The following is an 18,910-nucleotide window of genomic DNA, read 5'->3' as shown; positions in this document are numbered from 1 at the left end:
TTGGCGCGCGCCTTCAGCGCGTCGCGCGATAGGCCGGAAACGACACCCGCACCGCAAGCCCCTGGTCCTCGATCCCGGCGCCTAGCTGCAGACTCGCGCCGAAATGCTCGGCGATCCGCGCAACGATCGACAAACCGAGCCCGCTGCCGGTCGCCTGATTGCCGGTCGCGCGGAAAAAGCGGTTCGTGAGCCGCGCGAGATCGTCCGGCGCGACGCCGGGGCCGTCGTCGCGCACGATCAGCTGCACCTGCTCGTCGGCATGGCGCACCGCCACTTCGACATTGCCGCCCGAGCGTCCGTACTTGATCGCGTTATCGAGGAGATTGTCGAGCAGGATGCCGATCAGCACGGGCTCCGCGTCGATCTCGGCGAGCATGTCGCCGACCAGCATCACATTGATGTGCTTCTGTTGCGCATTGCGCCTGTTCGCGAGCAGCGTATCTTTCGCGATCGCCGCCGGCCTCAGCGGCTCGGTGGGCAGCTTCTCCTGCACGTCGAGCCGCGCGAGCAGCAGCAGTTGCTCGGCGAGCCGCGCGCTGCGATCGACGCCTTGCACGACGCGCTCCATCGCGAGCCGCTGCAGCGCGATGTCGGGCTCGGCGAGCGCGACCTGCGCCTGTACCTTGATCGCGGCGAGCGGCGTCTTCAGTTCGTGCGCGGCATCGGCGGTGAAGGCGCGCTCTAGCTCGCGCGCATGGTGCAGACGCGCCAGCATCTGGTTGATCGCGTCGACGAGCGGGCGCACCTCGAGCGGCGTGCGGCCGATGCCGACCGGTTCCATGCGGTTGATGTCGCGCGAACGGATCGCGGCCGACAACACCTTCAGCGGCGCGAGACTCCAGCCGATGCTGAGCCACACGAGCACCGCGAGCACTGGCAGCGCGATCAGCGTGGGCCGCGCGATGCGGCTCGCGACACCGCTTACCAGGTCGCTGCGGGTGTTGGCCGGTTCGAACACGCGCACGCTGTGACCGAGTGCCGTTTCGCGCAACGTGAACGAGTGATAGAGCTGACCGCCCAACGTGACGTCCTGCGCGCCGCTCGCGGGCGGCAACGGCAAATCCCACGCGGCGAGCGCATGCAGTTGCGGGCTGCCCGCCAGAATGGCGCCGTTGGCCGCGCGCACCTGGAAGAGGGCGTCGCGCGGCAGCGTGTCGTCGTCGTCGAGATCGCTCGCGCCGGGCTCACCGCCTCTCTCTTCTTCGCGCACGTCGATGCGCGCATTGGCGAGCGTCATCAGATTCGTCGAATCGAGCAGCGCGAGCATCTGCGCGAGTTCGGCGAGACGCGCTCGTTCCCACGCGGCGACTTCGTGGATGGCTTGCCGGTAGCTCGACACGAGCGCGCCGCCCCATACGATCGCGATGCTCGCGAGCACGAGCAGCACGAGGCGCCGCCGAATCGATGGACCGATCATTCTTTCTCCATCACATAGCCGATGTTGCGCACGGTCTTGATCAGGCTTGCGCCGAGCTTCTTGCGCAGGTTCGACACGTGCACCTCGATCGCATTGCTTTCGATTTCTTCCTGCCAGCCGTACAGGCTTTCTTCGAGCCGCGAGCGCGACTGAGGAATGCCGAGATTGGTCAGCAGTTGCAGCAGGATCGCCCATTCGCGCGACGTGAGCGGCACGCGCGCCTCGTCGATCTGCACCGTTTGCGCGGCCGGATTCACTGTCAGATTCTGGTAACGAATCAGATCGATACTGCGACCTTGTGCGCGGCGCAACAGCGCGCGGCACCGCGCCACCAGCTCGGTGAGATCGAACGGCTTGCCGAGATAGTCGTCGGCGCCCGCTTCGAGTCCGCCGACGCGATCGACGACCGTGCCTTTTGCGGTCAACACCAGCACCGGCACGTCATTGCCGGCATCGCGCACGCGTTTGAGCAGCTCCGTGCCGCTCACGCGCGGCAGGCCGAGGTCGAGTACCACCAAGGCATATTGAGTCGTGTCGAGCGCGAGACCGGCCTTGTGGCCGTCGCGTGCCCAGTCGACTGTGAAGCCGGCCTGACGAAGGCCCGCCTCGACACCGCAGCCGATGAGTTCGTCGTCTTCTACAAGGAGTAAGCGCATGAGGCAAATATTCCAGTGTGGGGCTGTATTGCATAACGTCGAGCATTTTGACGCAAGCGGCATTGATGCACATAGACGAACAATCTGCCGCGTTCCGAAGTGTAACCACGCCGTTCGTTAGCCGCTTCATGCCATGCGCGTGCTTAAGGTTTCCTTCAGCTTGAATCGATACCATCGACGCGCTATAAAATGGTCGTCGCAGATCGTAATGCATGTGCGAGACCAAGTTGTCGTCAGACCATCGCAACCTGATCGTAAGGACTTCGATGGAGCGACGCGCGAGGTATTCTTTATGCTGGTCGATGGCGTCAACGGACGATCTCGACGAGTCCCGCCCATTGCCAGCATCCGCTCAGGCCGCAAGGCCGCGCACGAGGCACGTTATGAAGCGAGTCACCATCGACATGCTACGAGCCCATCTGCTAGTCGCGTCTCTGACGGCCGCGGGCACCGAAGCGCTGCTGTGCATGGCGTTGCCGGTACTGCCGGTCTCTGACGCTTTTTTCGCTTCGGCATCGTTCAGGCTGTTCGCGCTCGCGCTGATGATCGGCGGCGTGGTGATCGCGCGCGAATTTGCCGAGGTCGCCTTCGAGGTCGCGGTGCGGCGCGACTGCGCGACTCGCGCTGCTCGCGGCGCATGGCCCGCCGTGATCGCAGCGAATTGTCCGCGCCGGTGGCTCGTCGTGCTTCATCTGCGGCTAACGGGGCAACCTTTCGTGCTGGCCGAGCACTGACGGATACGGACGACACACAATGGCGGCGCACGCGTTGATGGCATGTCAATGGCTTCTGTTAGCCGCCTGCGTTAGCGCCTCGATCTACACGGTAGCCGCCGCGCTCGCCATGCCGTTTTTCACCGCCCGACATAAATCGAACCATCATGGGGGCAGGGCCGTCAATCGCGCGCTCAGCCGTTCGCTGATGGATTCGCTCGATTGTCCAACCGGGCCGTTCGCGCAGGTTGGTGTCAGCGTGCTGAAGCCGCTGTGCGGCGCCGAGCCGCGTCTCTACGAAAATCTGCGAACCTTCTGCGAACAGCGACATCAGCATTTTCAGCTGGTGTTGGGCGTGTCGTCGCCGCACGATCCCGCCATCGCGGTGGTGCGCCGTTTGCAGGCCGCCTATCCGAAGCGCGACATCGAGCTTGCAATCGACACACGCATACACGGCAGCAATCTGAAAGTCAGCAACCTGATCAACATGGCGGCACGCGCGCGCCACGACATGATCGTGATCGCCGACAGCGACATCGCGGTCGACTCGGACTATCTCGACAGCGTCGCCGCGCCGCTCGCGGACCCGAACGTCGGCGTGGTCACGTGCCTGTACGTCGCGCGCGGCGTCGGCGGCTTCTGGCCGCGTGTCGGTGCGCTGTTCATCAACGAGTGGTTCGCACCCTCGGTGCGGGTCGCCCATGCGATCGGCTCGCGCCGCTTCGGCTTCGGCGCGACGCTTGCGTTGCGGCGCGCGACGCTGGAGCGCATCGGCGGCTTCGAAGCGCTGAAAAACTGCCTCGCCGACGACTACTGGCTCGCCGAGCACGTGCGCGCGCTCGGTCTGCAAACGGTGCTGTCGCGCGTGATGGTCGCGACCGACGTGATCGAGCCGACCTTCGCGGCGCTGTGGCAGCGCGAAACGCGCTGGCTGCGCACGATCCGCTCGGTCAATCCGCCGGGCTTCGTGTCGCTGCTGATCACCTTCCCCACGCCGTGGCTGTTGACGAGCGCGGGGCTGACCGTGTCGCTCGCGACGTGTGCTCACGCGCCTTTCGCGGCGGTGGTCGCGAGCGCGTCGGCCACCGCGGTCTGCGTTGGCGCGCGCCTGCTGCTGCACCTGCGCGCGGCACGCCGCGCGCGCACGTTCTGGCGCGATCTGCCGCTGGTGCCGTTGCGCGATACGCTGCTCGCGCTCCAGTGGCTCGTCAGCGCGTTCGGTTCGCACGTCGTGTGGCGCGGCGAGCGCATGCAGCTCGGCACGCCGTCCGCCGAGCGCAGCGGCCGGCTGGACAGCCTCACGTGATGGACAGCGCAAAACCCACCCAGTCGCGCGGACTGATCATCACCGCCGACGATTTCGGTCTGCATCAGCGCGTCAATATCGCGGTCGAGCGCGCGCATCGCAATGGTGTGCTGCGCGCCGCGAGTCTGATGGTCGGCGCGCCGGCCGCCAAAGACGCGGTCGCGCGCGCGCGTATGCTGCCGGAACTGCGCGTGGGCCTGCATCTGGTGCTGGCCGACGGCGCCGCGCTGGCGCCGCGCGAGCAGGTCGCCGCGCTGCTCGACGAGAATGGCCGCTTCGGCAGCAACATGGTGCGTGACGGCGTGCGCTTCTTTTTTCTGCCGCACGTGCGCCGGCAGCTCGCGCACGAAATTCACGCGCAATTCGAAGCCTTCGCCGCGACCGGCCTTACGCTCGACCACGTGAACACACACAAGCATTTTCATCTGCATCCGACCGTGCTCGGCCTGATCCTCGACATCGGCCGCGACTACGGCATGAAGGCGATGCGTCTGCCGTTCGAAGCGAACGCGCCGCTGTGGCTGCGGCCGTGGATCGCGCACGTGAAGACGCGGCTCGAGCGCGCGGGGATCGCGCACAACGACTACGTGGTCGGCATCGCGGCGAGCGGGCGCATGGATGAGGCGACCTGGCTCGCCGCGCTCGCGAATCTGCCGCATGGTGTCGGCGAAATCTACTGTCATCCGGCGCTGGCCGGCGACGCGCTGAGCGACGGCATGCACGACTACCGGCATGCCGACGAGTTGCAGGCGCTGCTATCGCCACGGGTGGCCGCCGCGATCCGTGCGCTTGGGGGGCGGATCGGCGGGTTCGCGGATATGCTCGCGTAGCGCCATGCTTCGCGCGAAATGCGGAATACTTTGGCCACGCTCACACTGGCTGCTGTTTCATCAACAGCTTTAGCAACGCCGGCAGCAGCAACAGCACGAGCGGCAACTGCACGATCAGTCCCGAAATGATCGCGATCGCGAGCGGTTGCTGCATCGCCGAGCCTTGCCCCAGCGCGAACGCGAGCGGCAACAGCGCGAGGATGGCGGCGATCGTCGTCATCGCGATCGGCCGCAGACGGTTGCGGCCGGCGGCCTGCAACGCGTCGTCGAAGGGCATCTCGTCGTCACGCACCAGCGCCTGCAATTCCGACACATAGAAGATCGCGACTTCCGTGACGATGCCGATGATCATCGTCATGCCCATCATCGCGGAGATGTTCAACTCGATGCCGGTGATCCACAGACCGATGAACACCGCGCCGGCCGCGAGCAGCGGCATCGCCAGCACCGCGAGCGCGACGCGCAGGCGCTCGTACAGGAACAGCAGGAGGCCGAACACGAGTGCGATCGCGGCGCCGAACACGGTCAACAGACCCTTGAAGGCGATCTGCTGTTGCTGGTACAGACCGCCGAGCTCGTAATAGACGCCGGACGGCAGCAGGTTCGCATCGCCGAGCGCCTTCTGCACGTCGGCGATCGTCGAGCCGAGATCGCGCCCGTCGATACGCGCGGTGACCGCGACCATCCGCTTTAGATTCGAGCGGCTGATCTCGGGCTGACCGGTGACGCTCACGCGATCGGCGACGCGCTTCAGCGCGAACAGATGTCCGTCCGGCGCGCGTATCTGTAGCTGACCCAGTTGCGTATCAGTCATCTGGCGCGCGCCGTTCACGCGCACGCGCACACCGACCGTTTTCGGGCCCCTCTGGAACTGCGTCGCGACATTGCCTTCGAGCATGTCGGTGACGGCCTGCGCGATCGCTTGCGGGTCCATGCCTTCGGCCGCGGCAGCGGCGGGCAGGATGTGCAGTTCGATCGCGTCGCCGGCGGGGTTGATGCCGTCGTTCACGTCGACGATGCCCTGAATCCGGCCGATGCGCGCGGCGACCTTGCGCGCGGTCGTGTCGAGCGTGCGCGGGTCGTCGGAGAAGATCTTGATCTGCACCGGCTGCGGCACCGCGGTCAGATCGCCGATCAGGTCTTCCATCAGCTGCGCGAGCTCGATGCTGACGCCCGGCACCTGCGTGTCGATCTGCGAGCGGATTTCTTTCATCACGGCGTCGATCGGCTCGCGTTTGCCGGACTTCAGCCGCACGAAGAAGTCGCCCTTGTTCGGCTCGTTCAGATCGCCGCCGAGACCCGCGCCGGTGCGGCGAGAATAGGTCGCGACGTTCGGGTTCGCGCGCACGATCTGCTCGATCTGCTTCATCAGCCGGTCCGTTTCGGTGATCGACGTGCCCGGCTGCGTGTGATAGTCGAGCACGAAGCCGCCTTCGTCCATGCTCGGCATGAAGCCGCTGCCGACGCGCGTGAACGCGAACGCCGCGACGACGATCAACGGCACGACGCCGAGCAGCACGAGCGGCGGCCTCGCGATCACACGTCCGACCGTCACCGCATAGCGCCGGTTCAGCCACGCGGCGAAACGTGTTTCCTGGTGCTCCTCGGCGTCTTTGGGCTTCAGCCAGTGATCGCACAGGATCGGCACCGCGAGCCAAGTGACCAGGAACGAAATGAACAGCGCGCTCGCCATCGTCAGCGACAGCGCCTTGAAAAAGGCCCCCGTCACGCCCGACAGAAACGCGAGCGGCACGAAGATGATCAGTGTCGCCGCCGACGAACCCGCGAGCGGCCGCGTGAATTCGAGCGCCGCGGCCATCACGCGGCCGTGGAACGCGCGCGCGCCGGCTTCGCGCATGCGCCGCACGATGTGCTCGATCATCACGATCGCGTCGTCGATGACGAGGCCGACCGCGGCCGCCATACCGCCCAGCGTCATGATGTTGAAGCCCATGCCGAACACGTCGAGCAGCAGGATCGTCGCGGCCATCACGACCGGCACCAGCGCGACCGCGATCGCGGTGATCTTCCAGTTGCGCAGGAAGAAGAACAGCGTCAACGCCGCGAGCACGATGCCGATCATGATCGCGTCGCGCACGCTGGTGGCAGACGCGAGCACCAGTTCGCTCTGGTCGTACCAGTTCGACAGATGCACGCCCGCGGGCATCTGCGGCTCGAATGCCGCGATCTTCGCGCGGATCGCGCGCGCCATCGCGACACTGTTGGCGCCGGGCTGCTGGTACACGTTCAGTAGCACCGCATCCTGACCATCGGCGGTGACGCGTATCCATTGCGGCACCACGCCCTGGCTCACCGCCGCGACGTCGCCCAGACGGATCTGCGCGCCGTTCGCATTGCCGTTGGCGGCCACGACGACGTTGCGCAGTTCGTCGAGCTGCGTGATCGTCGAGTTCGTGACGACGAGGTACAGCTTGTCGTGATCCTCGATGCGGCCGTTCGCCATCAGCACGTTGCTCGCGCCGATCGCCTTCGATACATCGGCGAGCGACAGCTTGTACGCGGCGAGGCGGGCGGGATCGACCGCGACTTCGAACTCGTCCTGTGCGCCGCCGGTCACCTCGACGCGCGCGACGCCTTCCACCGACGACAGCAGCGGCCGCATCTGGAACTGCGCGAGATCGCGCAGCGCGGACAGCGATTGCCGCGTCGACGTCAGGCTGTACGCGAGCACCGGAAACACGGTCGGGTCCATGCGCCGCACGTGCATCGTCGTGCCGGGCGGCAGCGTCGCGAGAATTTCGCTGATCGCCGATTGTGCTTGCAACGTCGCCTGCGCCATGTCGGTGCCCCAGTCGAAGTTCAGCGAGATCTCCGCGGCGCCGCGGCTCGTCCTCGATTCGACGTCGCGCACGTTCGGCACGCGGCGCAGCGCTTCCTCGACCGGCATTGTGACGAGCGTCGTCATCTGCTCGGCGGGGCGGTCGCCCGCGTCGAGCGACACGACCGCGCGCGGAAACGCGACGTTCGGAAACAGCGAGATCGGCAGACGGAATGCGCTCAGCGCGCCGGCTATCGCGAGCAAGGCGATGACGAACAGCAGCGAGCGGCGATGCGTCTGCATCCATTGACCGAAGTTCATCGCGCGCCATCCCCGCCGGCGCGTACCGCCATGCCGTCTTTCAGCTCGTAGTTGCCGCTGCTCACGACGCCGAGCATGGGGTCGAGCGGACCATCGACGCCGTAGCGCTCGCCGTTTTCGACCGCGATGCTCACCGCGACGCGGCGCGCCTTGTTTTGCGGCGTGATCTGGAACACGTACGCGTGTTGGCCATCCTGCAGCACGGCCGCGCGCGGCACGATCCAGTGCGTGCCGGTGCGCGTCGCGATGTCGCCAGAAACGCGCGTGCCGGGGATGAACGGCGTCTGCGCGAGCGGTACTGTCGCGCCGATGTTGACCAGTTGCGATTGCGGATCGATCGCGGCTCCGACCAGCACCACGCGGCCTTCGATCGACGTCTGTGCGAGTGCCGTGGACAGGCCGTGCAGGGTGACGATGTCGCCGGGATGGATCGTTGCGGCGTCGGTGGGCTCGACGCCGAGCGTCACGTTTGCGCGCGCGTCGCGGCTCGCGCCACTCGCGAGTTGCAGAATCGCCGCGCCGGCCTGCACCTGGTCGCCTTGTGCCGCCGATAGCTGCAGCACCACGCCGTCGAACGGCGCGGTCACGACCTTGTTGCCGCTCGCGATGCCGGTCTGATTCTGCGCGGCGAGCGCTTCGCGCGCATCGTCGACGGCCTTGCTCGCGCTGGCGAGCTGCGATTGCGTCGCGAGCCCCTTGTCGTACAGCGACCGGGTACGCACGAGTTCGCCTTGCGCGAGCGTCAGCGCGCTTCTCGCCTGGGTTGCGGCAAGCACCGCGGCAGGATCGGCCTGCACGACGAAGAGTGGTGTGCCGCGTTTGACGGTCTCGCCCGCCTGCACGCGCATCTGCACGATACGCGACAGGTAGGGCAGGTTGATCGTCGTCAGGTTCGACGCGGTGGCCGCGACGATCCCGAAGCCGCGCACCGGCTGCGCGATTGCGGCGCGCTGCACGCGCACGGTCTGTACCGCGACCGACGGTTGAGCTTCGCTGGCGGCGTTGTCGTCCGCACGAACCGGATGGACCGATGCATACAGCAGGATCGCGCAAACGAGCGGCGCGGCGACGGCCGCAACGCGCGGCCACGGATACCGCGATGAGAATAGGCTATTTCGCATGAGTGTCGATGAAAGTCTGAGCGGAAGAGAAAGCATCGGGAATCGCGCTGCCGAGCAGCGCCTGCAAGCCGATGCGTTGTTCGGCGAGCGCTTCGCGCAGCGTCGCGACGTCGATGCGTTTCGCGAGCGCGGCGCTTTGCGCATCGGTGTATGCGCCGAGCACGAGGTTGTGTTCGGCGTAGGCCGACGCGGCTTCGCGCGCGGCGCGCTCGACGCCGGGCAGCGCGGCTTCGGTCTGCTGCAATTGGCGCGCGAGAATCGCGCTGTCTTCGCGTAGCCGGGCGACGTCCGCATACGCCTGGTTCAGGCGGGTCTGGTACTCGTCACGAAGCCGCTGGCGGGTCGCTTTTTCGATCGCGACGTTGCCCTGGTTGCGGTTGAAGATCGGCAGACTCAGGTTGACCTGAAAGCCGCTCGTGTAGATGTTCGACGTGTCGCGCGCCCGCACGAAGCCGACCGACAGACTCGGGAACTGGCTCAGAATCGCCGCGCGATATTTCTGCTCCTGCGCTTCGTAGCCTGCCTGCAGCGCGATCAGGTCGGGGCGGCGGCGGGCGAGCTCGGCGAGCGCTGAGTCGAGTGTGGCGTCGGGGAGCGGCGCGACGTCATCGTCGCTGCCCGATTGCAATTGCAATTGCACGTCGGGCGCGAGGCCCAGCAACGCATTCAGATCGTGATGGGTTTGCGCGGCCGCGCGCTCGGCATCGGTGTATTGCTTGCGTGCGTCGCCGTAGGCGAGCAGCGCGGCGGTAAGCGTATCGTCGGTCAGATTGCCTGCGGCGCGCGCCGCGGCCATGCGCTCGTAGCGCGTGCGCGCGAGCTCGCGCTGCTGTTGCAACAGCGGCAGCGTGCGCTGCTGGAAGCAGCGCTTCACGAACAGCTGCCGCGCTTGCGCGACGACCTGCCATTCCTGCCAGAGCAGGCCGAGATCGGTCTTCGCGAGCGTCGCGTCGGCGGACTGTTTATTCGCGCTGCGCAGCACGATCGCCATCACGTCGATGCTGAGGCCATAATTGAACGCGCGCGTGGTGCCGGCCGCGCCCGGATAATCGCTCGACACGCTCAGTTGCGGGTCGGGCAGCAAACCCGCCGAATAGGCCTGCGCGCCGGCAATGCCGAGATCGTCGCGGGCCAGCTTCAGATCGGGGTTGTTGGCGACCGCGAGCATCGCGACTTCATCGCTGTCGAGCCCGTCGGCGGGATCGAAACGATGCGCGGCAAGTTCGGGCAGCGGCATGCTAGCGGGATCGATGCGGATCCGTTCGAGCGATCGCGCGGACGTCGAGGTGTCCTGCGGCGCGAGCGGCTCGCGGTGATAGGTCGCGCAGCCGCTCATCAGCAGCACGCACAACGGCATCAGTGCGCGCCGACGCAGCGCCGCGACGGGATGGAAATCGGGCAAAATCCGGCTCCTGCGAATCATCGGAAGGGGCGAGCGACTCGCGAACGAGGCCTCGCAGAGAGCTGATTTTCCGCAGCGCGCGCTTAAGACAGGCTTAACGTCGAAGCGCCCGAGCCGGGCCGTGCGAAATCGACGCGTCGTCCGTACCCCGTAAGGGTTCGTTAAGCTGCGACGGTCGATAATGCGGCGGCCAAAACCGCACCAAGGAGAGGAGAGGCCATGCGCCTGCTACTGGTCGAAGACGACGACATGATCGCGGAATCGGTGCTGGGCGCGATGCGCCGCGCCGGCTACGCGATCGACTGGGCCGAGGACGGCCGCGCGGCGGAACTGTCGCTCGATAACGGCGTGTACGACCTCGTGCTGCTCGACCTCGGCCTGCCGAAAAAAGACGGCATCGACGTGCTGAACGCGTATCGCCGCAACGGCGGCGCGGCGCCGGTGATCATCCTGACCGCGCGCGACGCGGTCGACGAGCGCATCCGCGGTCTCGACGCCGGCGCCGACGACTACCTGATCAAGCCGTTCGATCTCGACGAACTGGCCGCGCGCATTCGCGCGCTGCTGCGCCGGCGCACCGGCCAGAAGCAGCCGGTCTACAGTCACGGCGAACTGACGCTCGACCCCGCCGCGCATGAAGTGACCAAGGACGGCGTGCCGCTGCCGCTGGTGCCGCGCGAATTCGCGTTGCTGCAGGCGCTGATCGAGGAGCCGACCCGCGTGTTCACGAAGGCCGAGCTCGAAGAAAAGCTGTACGGCTGGGGCGAGGAAGTCGGCAGCAATACGATCGAAGTGCATGTGCACAGTCTGCGGCGCAAGATCGGCGCGGACCAGGTCGTGACCGTGCGCGGGGTCGGCTACCGCCTGAAGAGGTGCGGATGACGTCGATTCGCCGCTGGCTGCTCGGCTGGCTGATCTTCGGCATGGCGGCGGCGTCGATGGTCGCGGCTTTCGCGATCTTCCATACCGCACGGCGCGAGGCGAGCGAGCTGTTCGACTACGAACTGCGCACCGTCGCGCTGTCGCTGCCGTCGGCGCTGAGCGGCGCGGGCAGCCGCGAGCGTCGCAACCCTGACCTCGGCGATCTCGCCGACGACCGCATCGTCATCGAAATCTGGGACCGCGGCGGTACGCTCGTCTATCGCTCCGCGCAGGCGCCGGTGTTCGAGCGTTTGCCGCCGGGCTTTCACACAGTGCCGCGCGGCGAATACCACTGGCGCATCTTCGGCGTCGCGCAGACAGACCGCTACGTGCAGGTCGCGCAACCGGTCTCGGTGCGCGAAGAACTCGCGTTGCATCTCGCGCTGCACACGCTGTGGCCGCTCGGCGTGCTGCTGCCGGTGACGATCGCGCTGGTGCTGCTGGTGGTCGCGCGCGGGCTCGCGCCGATCGGCGGGCTGTCGCGCGCGCTCGCGACGCGTTCGATCGATTCGCTCGAACCGCTGCGGCTCGACGGCAACCTGCCGGTCGAAATCCGGCCGCTCGTCGAAGCGCTGAACGATCTGCTGCAACGGTTGCATACGGCGTCGCAGGCGCAGCGCACGTTCATCGCCGATGCCGCGCACGAGCTGCGCTCGCCGCTCGCGGCGCTGAAGCTGCAACTGCAGGCGGCGTCGCGCGATGGATCGCTGAGAGGCGAGGGCCAGACGCTCGAGCGCGTCGAACATCGGGTGAACCGGATCATCCACCTCGTGCAGCAACTGCTGACGCTCGCGCGCGAAGACGCGCAGCCGGTCACGTCGACGGTGCCGGTCAGCTTGCGCCGCATCGGCGAGCAGGCGGTCAGCGATTGTTCCGTGCTCGCGGAGTTGCGCGAGATCGATCTCGGCCTCGAATGCGAACACGCGCGCACACCGAACGACGCCTATACGGTGCTCGCGGAGCCGCACAGTATCAGCGTGTTGTTAGGGAACCTGATCAATAACGCAATCCGTCATACGCCGCCGGGCGGCCGTGTCGACGTGGTGCTGCGACGCACGGGCGAGCGCGTGGGCTTCGAGGTCGTCGACAGCGGCTCGGGAATTCCGGAGGCGGAACTCGAACGCGTGTTCGACCCTTTCTATCGCGGCGAGGAGTCGAAGGGCGAGGGCAGCGGGCTCGGTCTCGCGATCGTCGCGCGGATCGCCGAGCGGCATCAGCTCGGCCTGTCGCTGAGCAACAATGTCGGGGCGCCCGGTTTGCGGGTGTCGGTCATGGGGCTGCGCGCGCCCGCCGCCCACGCGCCCGTCACGGCCGCGAATTGACGATCGTCACTGCGGCTCGGGTTGTCACAAGCACGTAGGCGCACGCTGCTACAATCTCATTTTTACAGATCGACAGATTGGTTGTGCACTATGGGTTTCGAACAACTCGCTGAACTGAAGAAGCAACTGGCCGCGGCGCGCGCCGCCGCAGAGTCCGCCGGCAAGCCCGATCGCAAATCGGCCGCGCGCGCCGCTTCGAAGTCCGCTGGCAAGCCTGCTTCAAATTCAGGGGCACATCCTGGTTCACATGCCGAGCGTGGCGCCAATCCGGGCACGAAGCCCGGTGGCCGGCCCGACGCGAAGCCGGCCGCGAAGGCCGGCGCTCGCCCGGACGGCAAGCCGGGCACGCGAGCCGGCCGCCCGCAGCCGGCGCGCCACGCCGCGCCCGCCAAGCCGGCGGTGGACGCCAAGCCGGTGGACCCGGTGGTGCGCTCGATCGGTCGTCTGCAAAAACGTTTCCCGGTCGCTTTCCCGAAGAATCCGGCCCCGAAGCTGCCGCTGAAGATCGGCATTTTCGAAGACCTCGTCGTGCATGCGAAGGAACTGTCGCTGAGCGAAGCCGAACTGCGCGACGCGATCAAGACGTGGTGCCGTGGCGGGCGCTACTGGAAGAGCCTCGTCGAAGGCGCGGCGCGCGTCGATCTGGCGGGCGTCGAAGCCGGCAAGGTCACGGCGCAGGAAGCGGCGGGTGCTCAGCGCCTGCTCGCGCATCGCGCGGCGAAGGGCGCGCAGAAGGCCGCCACCGCGACGGCAAGCGCGAATGCGCCGACCGATGCAGGTACACCGGCCGAGGGCGCGGCCGCTGAAGCGTCGCAGGCCGAAGCAGCGGTAGCGGCAGTCGCGGAACAAGCGGCCCGCCAGGCGGACGTCGCTGCTGCGTCGCCGGAAGCCGTAGCGGCGGATGCCGCCGGGAGCGCGGACACCCAGGCGCAGACCAGCGCGCAACACGAACCGCAAGCCACCGCTCCCGCCTCGCCCCCCTCCCAAGCCTAACCTTGGCACAGCCCGTCATGGCCTCGATCACGAGGCCATGACGGGCGGCGCAGCCGTCAACCGGCTGCGCACGAATCCCACATGCTCGCGCAGCACGTAAAACGCATCCGCATACGCGAGCGGCATGCGCAGGTGGCTCAGCGCCGCCTCGATCTCATCTAGTTGCCCCAGTAGCTGCGTGCGCTCCTCGTCGGTTGCGCCGGCGAGCGCGTGCCGTTCGATCGCGATCAGCGAACCGTAATAACGATAGATGCGCGAGCGCACCCGCCACCGGTACAGCGCCGGAATCACGCGCATGGCGGGCAACAGCAGCACGGCGACCGGCAATAGCAGGACGAGCGTACGATCGCCGATGCTCGCGAGCCAGAAAGGCAGCGTCCGATACAAAAAGCCCTTGCCGGTCCGGTAATAGCGCTGCGCGTCTTCGCTGATCGGATATTCGTGCTCGACCGGGTTCGGGAACTGGCCGGCGTGCTGCAACAGGCCCGCGGCGCCGTGCACTTCCTGCGCCGCCTCGATCAATAGATCCGAAATCGCCGGATGCAGCGTGCGGCGCGCGACGAGTTCGACCGTCGGACTAATCAGGTGGACGGTCTCGGGCGGAATGCGCCGCTTCAGATCGAGCACGCCGGGCGGCAAGTCGATCTGGTCGAGAAACGGAAAGACGCGTGTATAGGCGCTCGCTTCGTCGAAATTCATCACCGAGATGCCGGGTACGCGCAATAGCCGCAGCATCAGGCCGCGCGTTGCCGAATCGCCGCTCAGAATCGCCGCGTCGACCTCGCCGGCAACCAGCTGCGTGGCGGCCTGCAGGCCGTCGCTCGGCACTAGCGTCGTGGCGCCGCCGGGCTCGATGCCGTTCGCCGCGAGCAGTTGCAGCGCGAGCAGCCGCGTGCCGCTGCCTTCGCGGCCGACCGCGATCCGCTTGCCTTCGAGCTGCGCCAGTTGCGTGAGCGCCGCGCCGCGATAGAACACGACGATCGGCACATAGAACACGCTGCCGAGCGACACCAGCGACGAAGTATCGAGCCCTTCGGCCACCCCGCCCTGCACGAGAGCGATATCGACGTGCTGCTTCGGATCCAGCAGCCGCTGCAGGTTCTGCACGGAACCTTCGGATTCGAGCACGTTCAGGCGGATGCCGTTGCGCGCGAGGATCTTGCGGTACTGGTTCGCGGTGACGACGAACGAGCTGTCGCGCGGGCCGGCGCTGATCGTGATCGTGCGCGGCGGCGCCGGATTGGCGATCCAGACGATCAGCACGATCGCGAACGCGATCAGCAGCGCCGTGATGAAGTAGGGCAGCAGGTGCTCGCGCCATTCGGCGCGCGTAGGTTCGGCGGGAAAGTGCGGAGGCCGCGGACGCTGCGCTTTCATGAAGACTCCGTGCGGGAAGCCAGGTGAAGGCATTGTCGCCTGTGCGGGGCGGCTTTGCCGTCGACGGTTCGCTCTATTGACCGGGCGCGCGGCGCCGCGTCGCCGTGCTCACGCACGCGGCGCTCAAACGCGCTTGAACAACTGCCGCGCGAGCGAGCACATCAGCATCGTTGCCGGCGATTCGTCCTGCAGGCGCCGGCTCATGATGATCGGCGACGCGGCGCTTGCCGACGGAATCGGCCGGTACGCGACGCCATGCGCGCGCAAGCCCTCGACGCTCTCCGGCACGAGACACACGCCGACCTGCGCGGCGACCAGCCCTAGCGCGGTCTGCAACTCCCGCACTTCATGGATCGCTTTCGGCTCCAGCGCCTGATCGTGCATTGCCGAGATCTGCTGGTCCGCATAGCTCGGCCGCGGCGTGCTCGGATAGACGATCAGCGTTTCCTCGGCGAGCGCGGCAAGCGTCAGCGGCTTCTTTTGCCGCGCGAGTGGATGGTCCTGCGGCAACGCGGCGATCATCCGTTCCTCGACCAGCACTTCGCGCGCGAGTTGCGCATCGTCGAAGCGCAGCCGGCCGAAGCCGACGTCGATGCGGCCACCTTTGAGCGCGGCCAACTGCTCGATCGTGAACATCTCGATCAGCGACAGCTCGATGTGCGGCGCGGCCTCGCGAAAAGAGCGGATCACCGCGGGCAGCGCGCCATACAGCGTCGACGGTACGAAACCGATCACGATGCGTTCCGCGAGTTGCGCGAGCCGGCGCGTGAGCGGCGCGAGCTCGTCGGCTTCATCGATCAGACGTTTCGCCTGCGTGTAGAAAATGCGGCCGGCTTCGGTGAGCCGCAACGGCCGCGAGCCGCGCTCGAACAGCGGCAGGCCGACACTTTCCTCGATCTGCTGGATCTGCCGCGACAGCGGCGGCTGTGTCATGTGCAGACGATTGGCCGCCCGCGTGATGTTCATTTCCTCGGCGACCGCGATGAAGTAGCGAAGTTGGCGAAATTCCATGCATGCCTCTGAGGTGTGATGCGTCGGCGATTGGTGTTGCGTTGGTCTGCTGCGCGTTGGGTGCTGCCGGTTGCGGTACGGTGCTGCCGCCGCGGCGCTGCGCGAGGGCAACGAATGATAGCAACAGCGCCGCTAAATACCGGCCAGATGACGCACGAGCGCCTTTTCCGCGCGCGGCAGCGCATTCAGCTCGCGCATGCTGTTGCCGTCGTTCGTCACCAACGAGTGGCAGCTGTTTGCGGGATCGGGCGTGCGCGCGCTCGTCGAACGCTTAGGGCCGATGCTGGCGGGCATCGTACTCGGCACGCTGGTTGCGGCAGCTCGGTCAGCGCGTGCGCGGGCGTATCGGTGCGGCGAGTTTTCGTCGCTGGTTCTTTATCTGTCTGCTCGGCCCCGGCGTTCAATCGATGGCGCGCGCATTCGTTTAAAAGGCGTTGGGAGCAGCGGATCGCGGAGGAGGGAGATCGTGTGGCCCATTATTCTCGATACGCTCGGCGCGCTCGCGGTGCTCGCGAGCGTGGCCGCGCACATCGCGCTGCTGCTCAGCAGCGAACAAAAGCGCGGTGAATAAAAACGCTTTGAGTGTGTAGCGCCTGATCGTGGCGTCTGCCCGTAGGAGTCTTGTGCAGTTGCACGTCTCTGCTGCCGCGTGCCGCTCTTGCGGTCGGTCAGCGCGCGCTTGCGCGACGCCGACGCCGACGCCGCGGCGCAAGCCAAACAGCATCAATCGTCGTAAGCCACGCGTAAACGGGGCCATCGAGGTCTGATGCGAATCGATTGTTCGTCGCAAGCGGCGTATCAATTCGTCTCGAGCCGCTTTATCCGGCCTCGCGCCATGCCTAAATTAACGACCAGTGACAGCGCCACTGCATTTCCGGCTTTTATTGGCGTGGACCCCGCGGCTCCTCGCGAGGCATGCCGGCGCGAACCATTGAAAGGACACGATGATGAGCAAGCTCACAGGCAAGGTAGCGGTTGTAACGGGTGCATCGAAAGGCATCGGAGCGGCGATTGCGAAGGCATTGGCGGCGCAAGGCGCGTCGGTCGTGGTGAACTATGCGTCGAGCCGCGCGGGCGCCGACAAGGTGGTCGCCGATATCACGGCGGCGGGCGGCAAGGCGGTCGCGGTTGGCGGTGACGTGTCGAAGGCCGCGGACGCGAACGGCATCATCGATACGGCGATCGAAACGTACGGGCGGCTCGACGTTCTCGTCAACAACTCGGGTGTCTATGAATTCGCGGCGCTCGAAGAGATCACCGAAGCGCACTTCCATAAGCACTTCGATGTCAACGTGCTCGGGCTGCTGCTCGTGACGCAGGCGGCGGCCAGGCATCTGGGCGACGGCGGCAGCATCGTCAACGTGAGCTCGGTCGTGACCCGCATCACGCCGGCGACCACCGCGGTCTACACGGCCACCAAGGGCGCGGTCGATGCGATCACCGGCGTGCTCGCGAAGGAACTCGGACCGCGCAAGATCCGCGTGAATTCGGTGAATCCGGGCATGGTCGAGACCGAGGGCACCCACAGCGCCGGCGTGATCGGCTCGGACTTCGAAACGTGGGCGCTCAGCACGACGCCGCTCGGCCGTATCGGCCAACCCGACGATATCGCGGATGTCGTCGCGTTCCTCGCGTCGGATGACGCGCGCTGGTTGACGGGCGAGAGCCTGATCGCAAGCGGCGGCTCGCGTTAAGTCTGAAGGGGTTGCCAACGCTCGCGGCAACCCGCGGAACAATTCGAGCGCGCTCGCGGGCGGCGGGGCCGGCAGCATGAAGGCCACGCCGCTCCTTGCAGCGACGGCGCGCGAGCTACGCGCGTTGAACATCGCCCCCCAAGACCTCTGTCTCGGCTCCCGGCAACTCCACCGCAAAAAACGCGTCGAGCAGATTGGAACCCGGCCGCTCGGCGAGCCGCGTCAGCGATTCGATCATCTGCACGCGGCAATCGAGCAGCGGCACCATCCGGATCCGCCGCGACTCGTTGAACTCTGCGCGCGCAATGACGCCGACGCCGATTCCCTGCGCGACCGCTTCCTCCAGCGCCTCGCGGCCATCCACGTACATGACCGGCTCGACTTGCAACGACTCGCGCACGAGCTCGATTTCGAGCAGTTGTTGGGTGACCGATTGCGGCTCGCGGAAGATCATCGGCTGTTCGACGAGCTCCGCGTAACTCAGCCGGCGCTTCTTCGCGGCCGGGTAGCTCGCCGGCACCATCGCGACCAGCGGATCGCGCCGCAACACGCGCGACTGCAAGCGGCTATGCACCTGCGGCGCGGCCGTGATCGCCGCGTCGACCGCGCTCGACAGCACGCGCTGCATGCACTCTGCCGCATTGGCGATCGACAGCGTGACGACGATGCCCGGGTGCCGCTGGCGAAACGCGCCGATCAGCGCGACGGCGAGATCGGGCGCATCGGCCGCGAGCGATAGCGAACCCGACTCCAGCCCGCCCGCTGATTCGAGCAGTTGGCGCGCCTCCCGCTCGCAACTGAGCATATGCCGTGTCACGCTGAACAGGCGCAGCCCGAGTTCAGTCGTCTCCACGCCGCGCGGCCCGCGCTCGAACAGCTTGACGCCGTAATCCTGTTCGAGCCGCCGCACGTGATCCGACACCGCCGGCTGCGTCAGCGACAACGCCTGCGCCGCTTTAGAAAAGCCGCCATGTTCCGCGACCGCATGGAACGCCCGCAATTGCGCGTATTGCACGTGTGCCTCGCCAGCAAATAAGTTTTTGCGAT

General features: G+C 66.7%; 16 protein-coding genes. 8 read left to right on the top strand and 8 right to left on the bottom strand.

All coding sequences use genetic code 11. The features are described 5' to 3' along the window. Positions 1-13 precede the first annotated feature (13 nt). Together OKW29_RS25960 and OKW29_RS25955 are read right to left on the bottom strand one after the other, a co-directional pair. Positions 14-1,417 carry an ATP-binding protein gene (locus OKW29_RS25960; protein ID WP_429293125.1) on the bottom strand — a complete coding sequence of 468 codons (1,404 nt, stop codon included), beginning with the start codon at positions 1,415-1,417 and terminating at the stop codon, positions 14-16. Continuing rightward, positions 1,414-2,073 (bottom strand): response regulator, encoded by a 660-nt coding sequence (locus OKW29_RS25955; protein WP_090805227.1) that lies wholly within the window; start codon positions 2,071-2,073, stop codon positions 1,414-1,416. Before OKW29_RS25955 ends, OKW29_RS25960 begins: the two co-directional genes overlap by 4 nt. A 383-nt stretch (positions 2,074-2,456) precedes the next feature. On the opposite strand from OKW29_RS25955, the gene OKW29_RS25950 reads away from it, so the two are divergent. From OKW29_RS25950 to hpnK, 3 genes are read left to right on the top strand one after another with little or no spacing between them, the layout of a single operon-like run. Further along, positions 2,457-2,807, top strand: coding sequence for a hypothetical protein (locus OKW29_RS25950; protein WP_429293124.1), 351 nt, complete (start codon positions 2,457-2,459; stop codon positions 2,805-2,807). A gap of 19 nt (positions 2,808-2,826) precedes the next feature. Then, positions 2,827-4,092 (top strand): bacteriohopanetetrol glucosamine biosynthesis glycosyltransferase HpnI, encoded by a 1,266-nt coding sequence (hpnI, locus tag OKW29_RS25945; RefSeq protein WP_184065887.1) that lies wholly within the window; start codon positions 2,827-2,829, stop codon positions 4,090-4,092. Then, complete coding sequence (gene hpnK, locus OKW29_RS25940; RefSeq protein ID WP_429293123.1) at positions 4,092-4,922, top strand: hopanoid biosynthesis-associated protein HpnK; 831 nt, start codon at positions 4,092-4,094, stop codon at positions 4,920-4,922. The genes hpnI and hpnK overlap by 1 nt, the downstream gene beginning before the upstream one ends. A gap of 40 nt (positions 4,923-4,962) precedes the next feature. On the opposite strand, the gene OKW29_RS25935 is transcribed toward hpnK, so the two are convergent. From OKW29_RS25935 to OKW29_RS25925, 3 genes are read right to left on the bottom strand one after another with little or no spacing between them, the layout of a single operon-like run. Further along, positions 4,963-8,022 (bottom strand): efflux RND transporter permease subunit, encoded by a 3,060-nt coding sequence (locus OKW29_RS25935; protein WP_429293122.1) that lies wholly within the window; start codon positions 8,020-8,022, stop codon positions 4,963-4,965. Then, positions 8,019-9,143 (bottom strand): efflux RND transporter periplasmic adaptor subunit, encoded by a 1,125-nt coding sequence (locus OKW29_RS25930; protein ID WP_429293121.1) that lies wholly within the window; start codon positions 9,141-9,143, stop codon positions 8,019-8,021. Before OKW29_RS25930 ends, OKW29_RS25935 begins: the two co-directional genes overlap by 4 nt. Continuing rightward, a complete protein-coding gene (locus tag OKW29_RS25925; protein ID WP_429293120.1) occupies positions 9,133-10,545 on the bottom strand; it encodes a TolC family protein in 1,413 nt (470 codons plus the stop codon). Before OKW29_RS25925 ends, OKW29_RS25930 begins: the two co-directional genes overlap by 11 nt. 219 nt (positions 10,546-10,764) lie before the next feature. Here OKW29_RS25925 and OKW29_RS25920 point away from each other — a divergent pair, with 219 nt between their 5' ends. From OKW29_RS25920 to OKW29_RS25910, 3 genes are all read left to right on the top strand, one after another. Beyond that, the gene (locus tag OKW29_RS25920; protein WP_018417800.1) at positions 10,765-11,427 is read left to right on the top strand and encodes a response regulator; all 663 of its coding nucleotides are present in this window, start codon (positions 10,765-10,767) and stop codon (positions 11,425-11,427) included. Then, on the top strand, positions 11,424-12,788 hold the full coding sequence (locus tag OKW29_RS25915) for an ATP-binding protein (protein WP_429293119.1): 1,365 nt from the start codon (positions 11,424-11,426) through the stop codon (positions 12,786-12,788). Before OKW29_RS25920 ends, OKW29_RS25915 begins: the two co-directional genes overlap by 4 nt. Before the next feature lie 90 nt (positions 12,789-12,878). Beyond that, complete coding sequence (locus tag OKW29_RS25910; protein ID WP_429293118.1) at positions 12,879-13,781, top strand: ProQ/FINO family protein; 903 nt, start codon at positions 12,879-12,881, stop codon at positions 13,779-13,781. A 27-nt stretch (positions 13,782-13,808) separates the two neighbouring features. Here the strand turns inward: OKW29_RS25910 and OKW29_RS25905 are convergent, their stop codons facing one another. Beyond that, positions 13,809-15,158 carry a TAXI family TRAP transporter solute-binding subunit gene (locus OKW29_RS25905; RefSeq protein WP_429293117.1) on the bottom strand — a complete coding sequence of 450 codons (1,350 nt, stop codon included), beginning with the start codon at positions 15,156-15,158 and terminating at the stop codon, positions 13,809-13,811. Positions 15,159-15,281: 123 nt separating this feature from the next. Next, the gene (locus tag OKW29_RS25900) at positions 15,282-16,169 is read right to left on the bottom strand and encodes a LysR family transcriptional regulator (RefSeq protein WP_429293116.1); all 888 of its coding nucleotides are present in this window, start codon (positions 16,167-16,169) and stop codon (positions 15,282-15,284) included. A gap of 196 nt (positions 16,170-16,365) precedes the next feature. Between OKW29_RS25900 and OKW29_RS25895 the strand changes: the two genes are divergently transcribed. Then, positions 16,366-16,740, top strand: coding sequence for a hypothetical protein (locus OKW29_RS25895; protein WP_429293115.1), 375 nt, complete (start codon positions 16,366-16,368; stop codon positions 16,738-16,740). Positions 16,741-17,116: 376 nt separating this feature from the next. Further along, entirely contained in the window at positions 17,117-17,863 is a 747-nt protein-coding gene (locus OKW29_RS25890; protein WP_429293114.1) for a glucose 1-dehydrogenase, read from the top strand. A 115-nt stretch (positions 17,864-17,978) separates the two neighbouring features. On the opposite strand, the gene OKW29_RS25885 is transcribed toward OKW29_RS25890, so the two are convergent. Then, positions 17,979-18,878, bottom strand: a complete 900-nt coding sequence (locus tag OKW29_RS25885) for a LysR substrate-binding domain-containing protein (RefSeq protein ID WP_187630911.1) — start codon at positions 18,876-18,878, stop codon at positions 17,979-17,981. Positions 18,879-18,910 lie beyond the last annotated feature (32 nt).

Source organism: Paraburkholderia sp. CI3, from assembly GCF_050436505.1.
Classification (GTDB): domain Bacteria; phylum Pseudomonadota; class Gammaproteobacteria; order Burkholderiales; family Burkholderiaceae; genus Paraburkholderia; species Paraburkholderia tuberum.
Note: the sequence above shows the minus strand (reverse complement) of the source record. Positions and strands in the feature narration are given on the sequence as shown.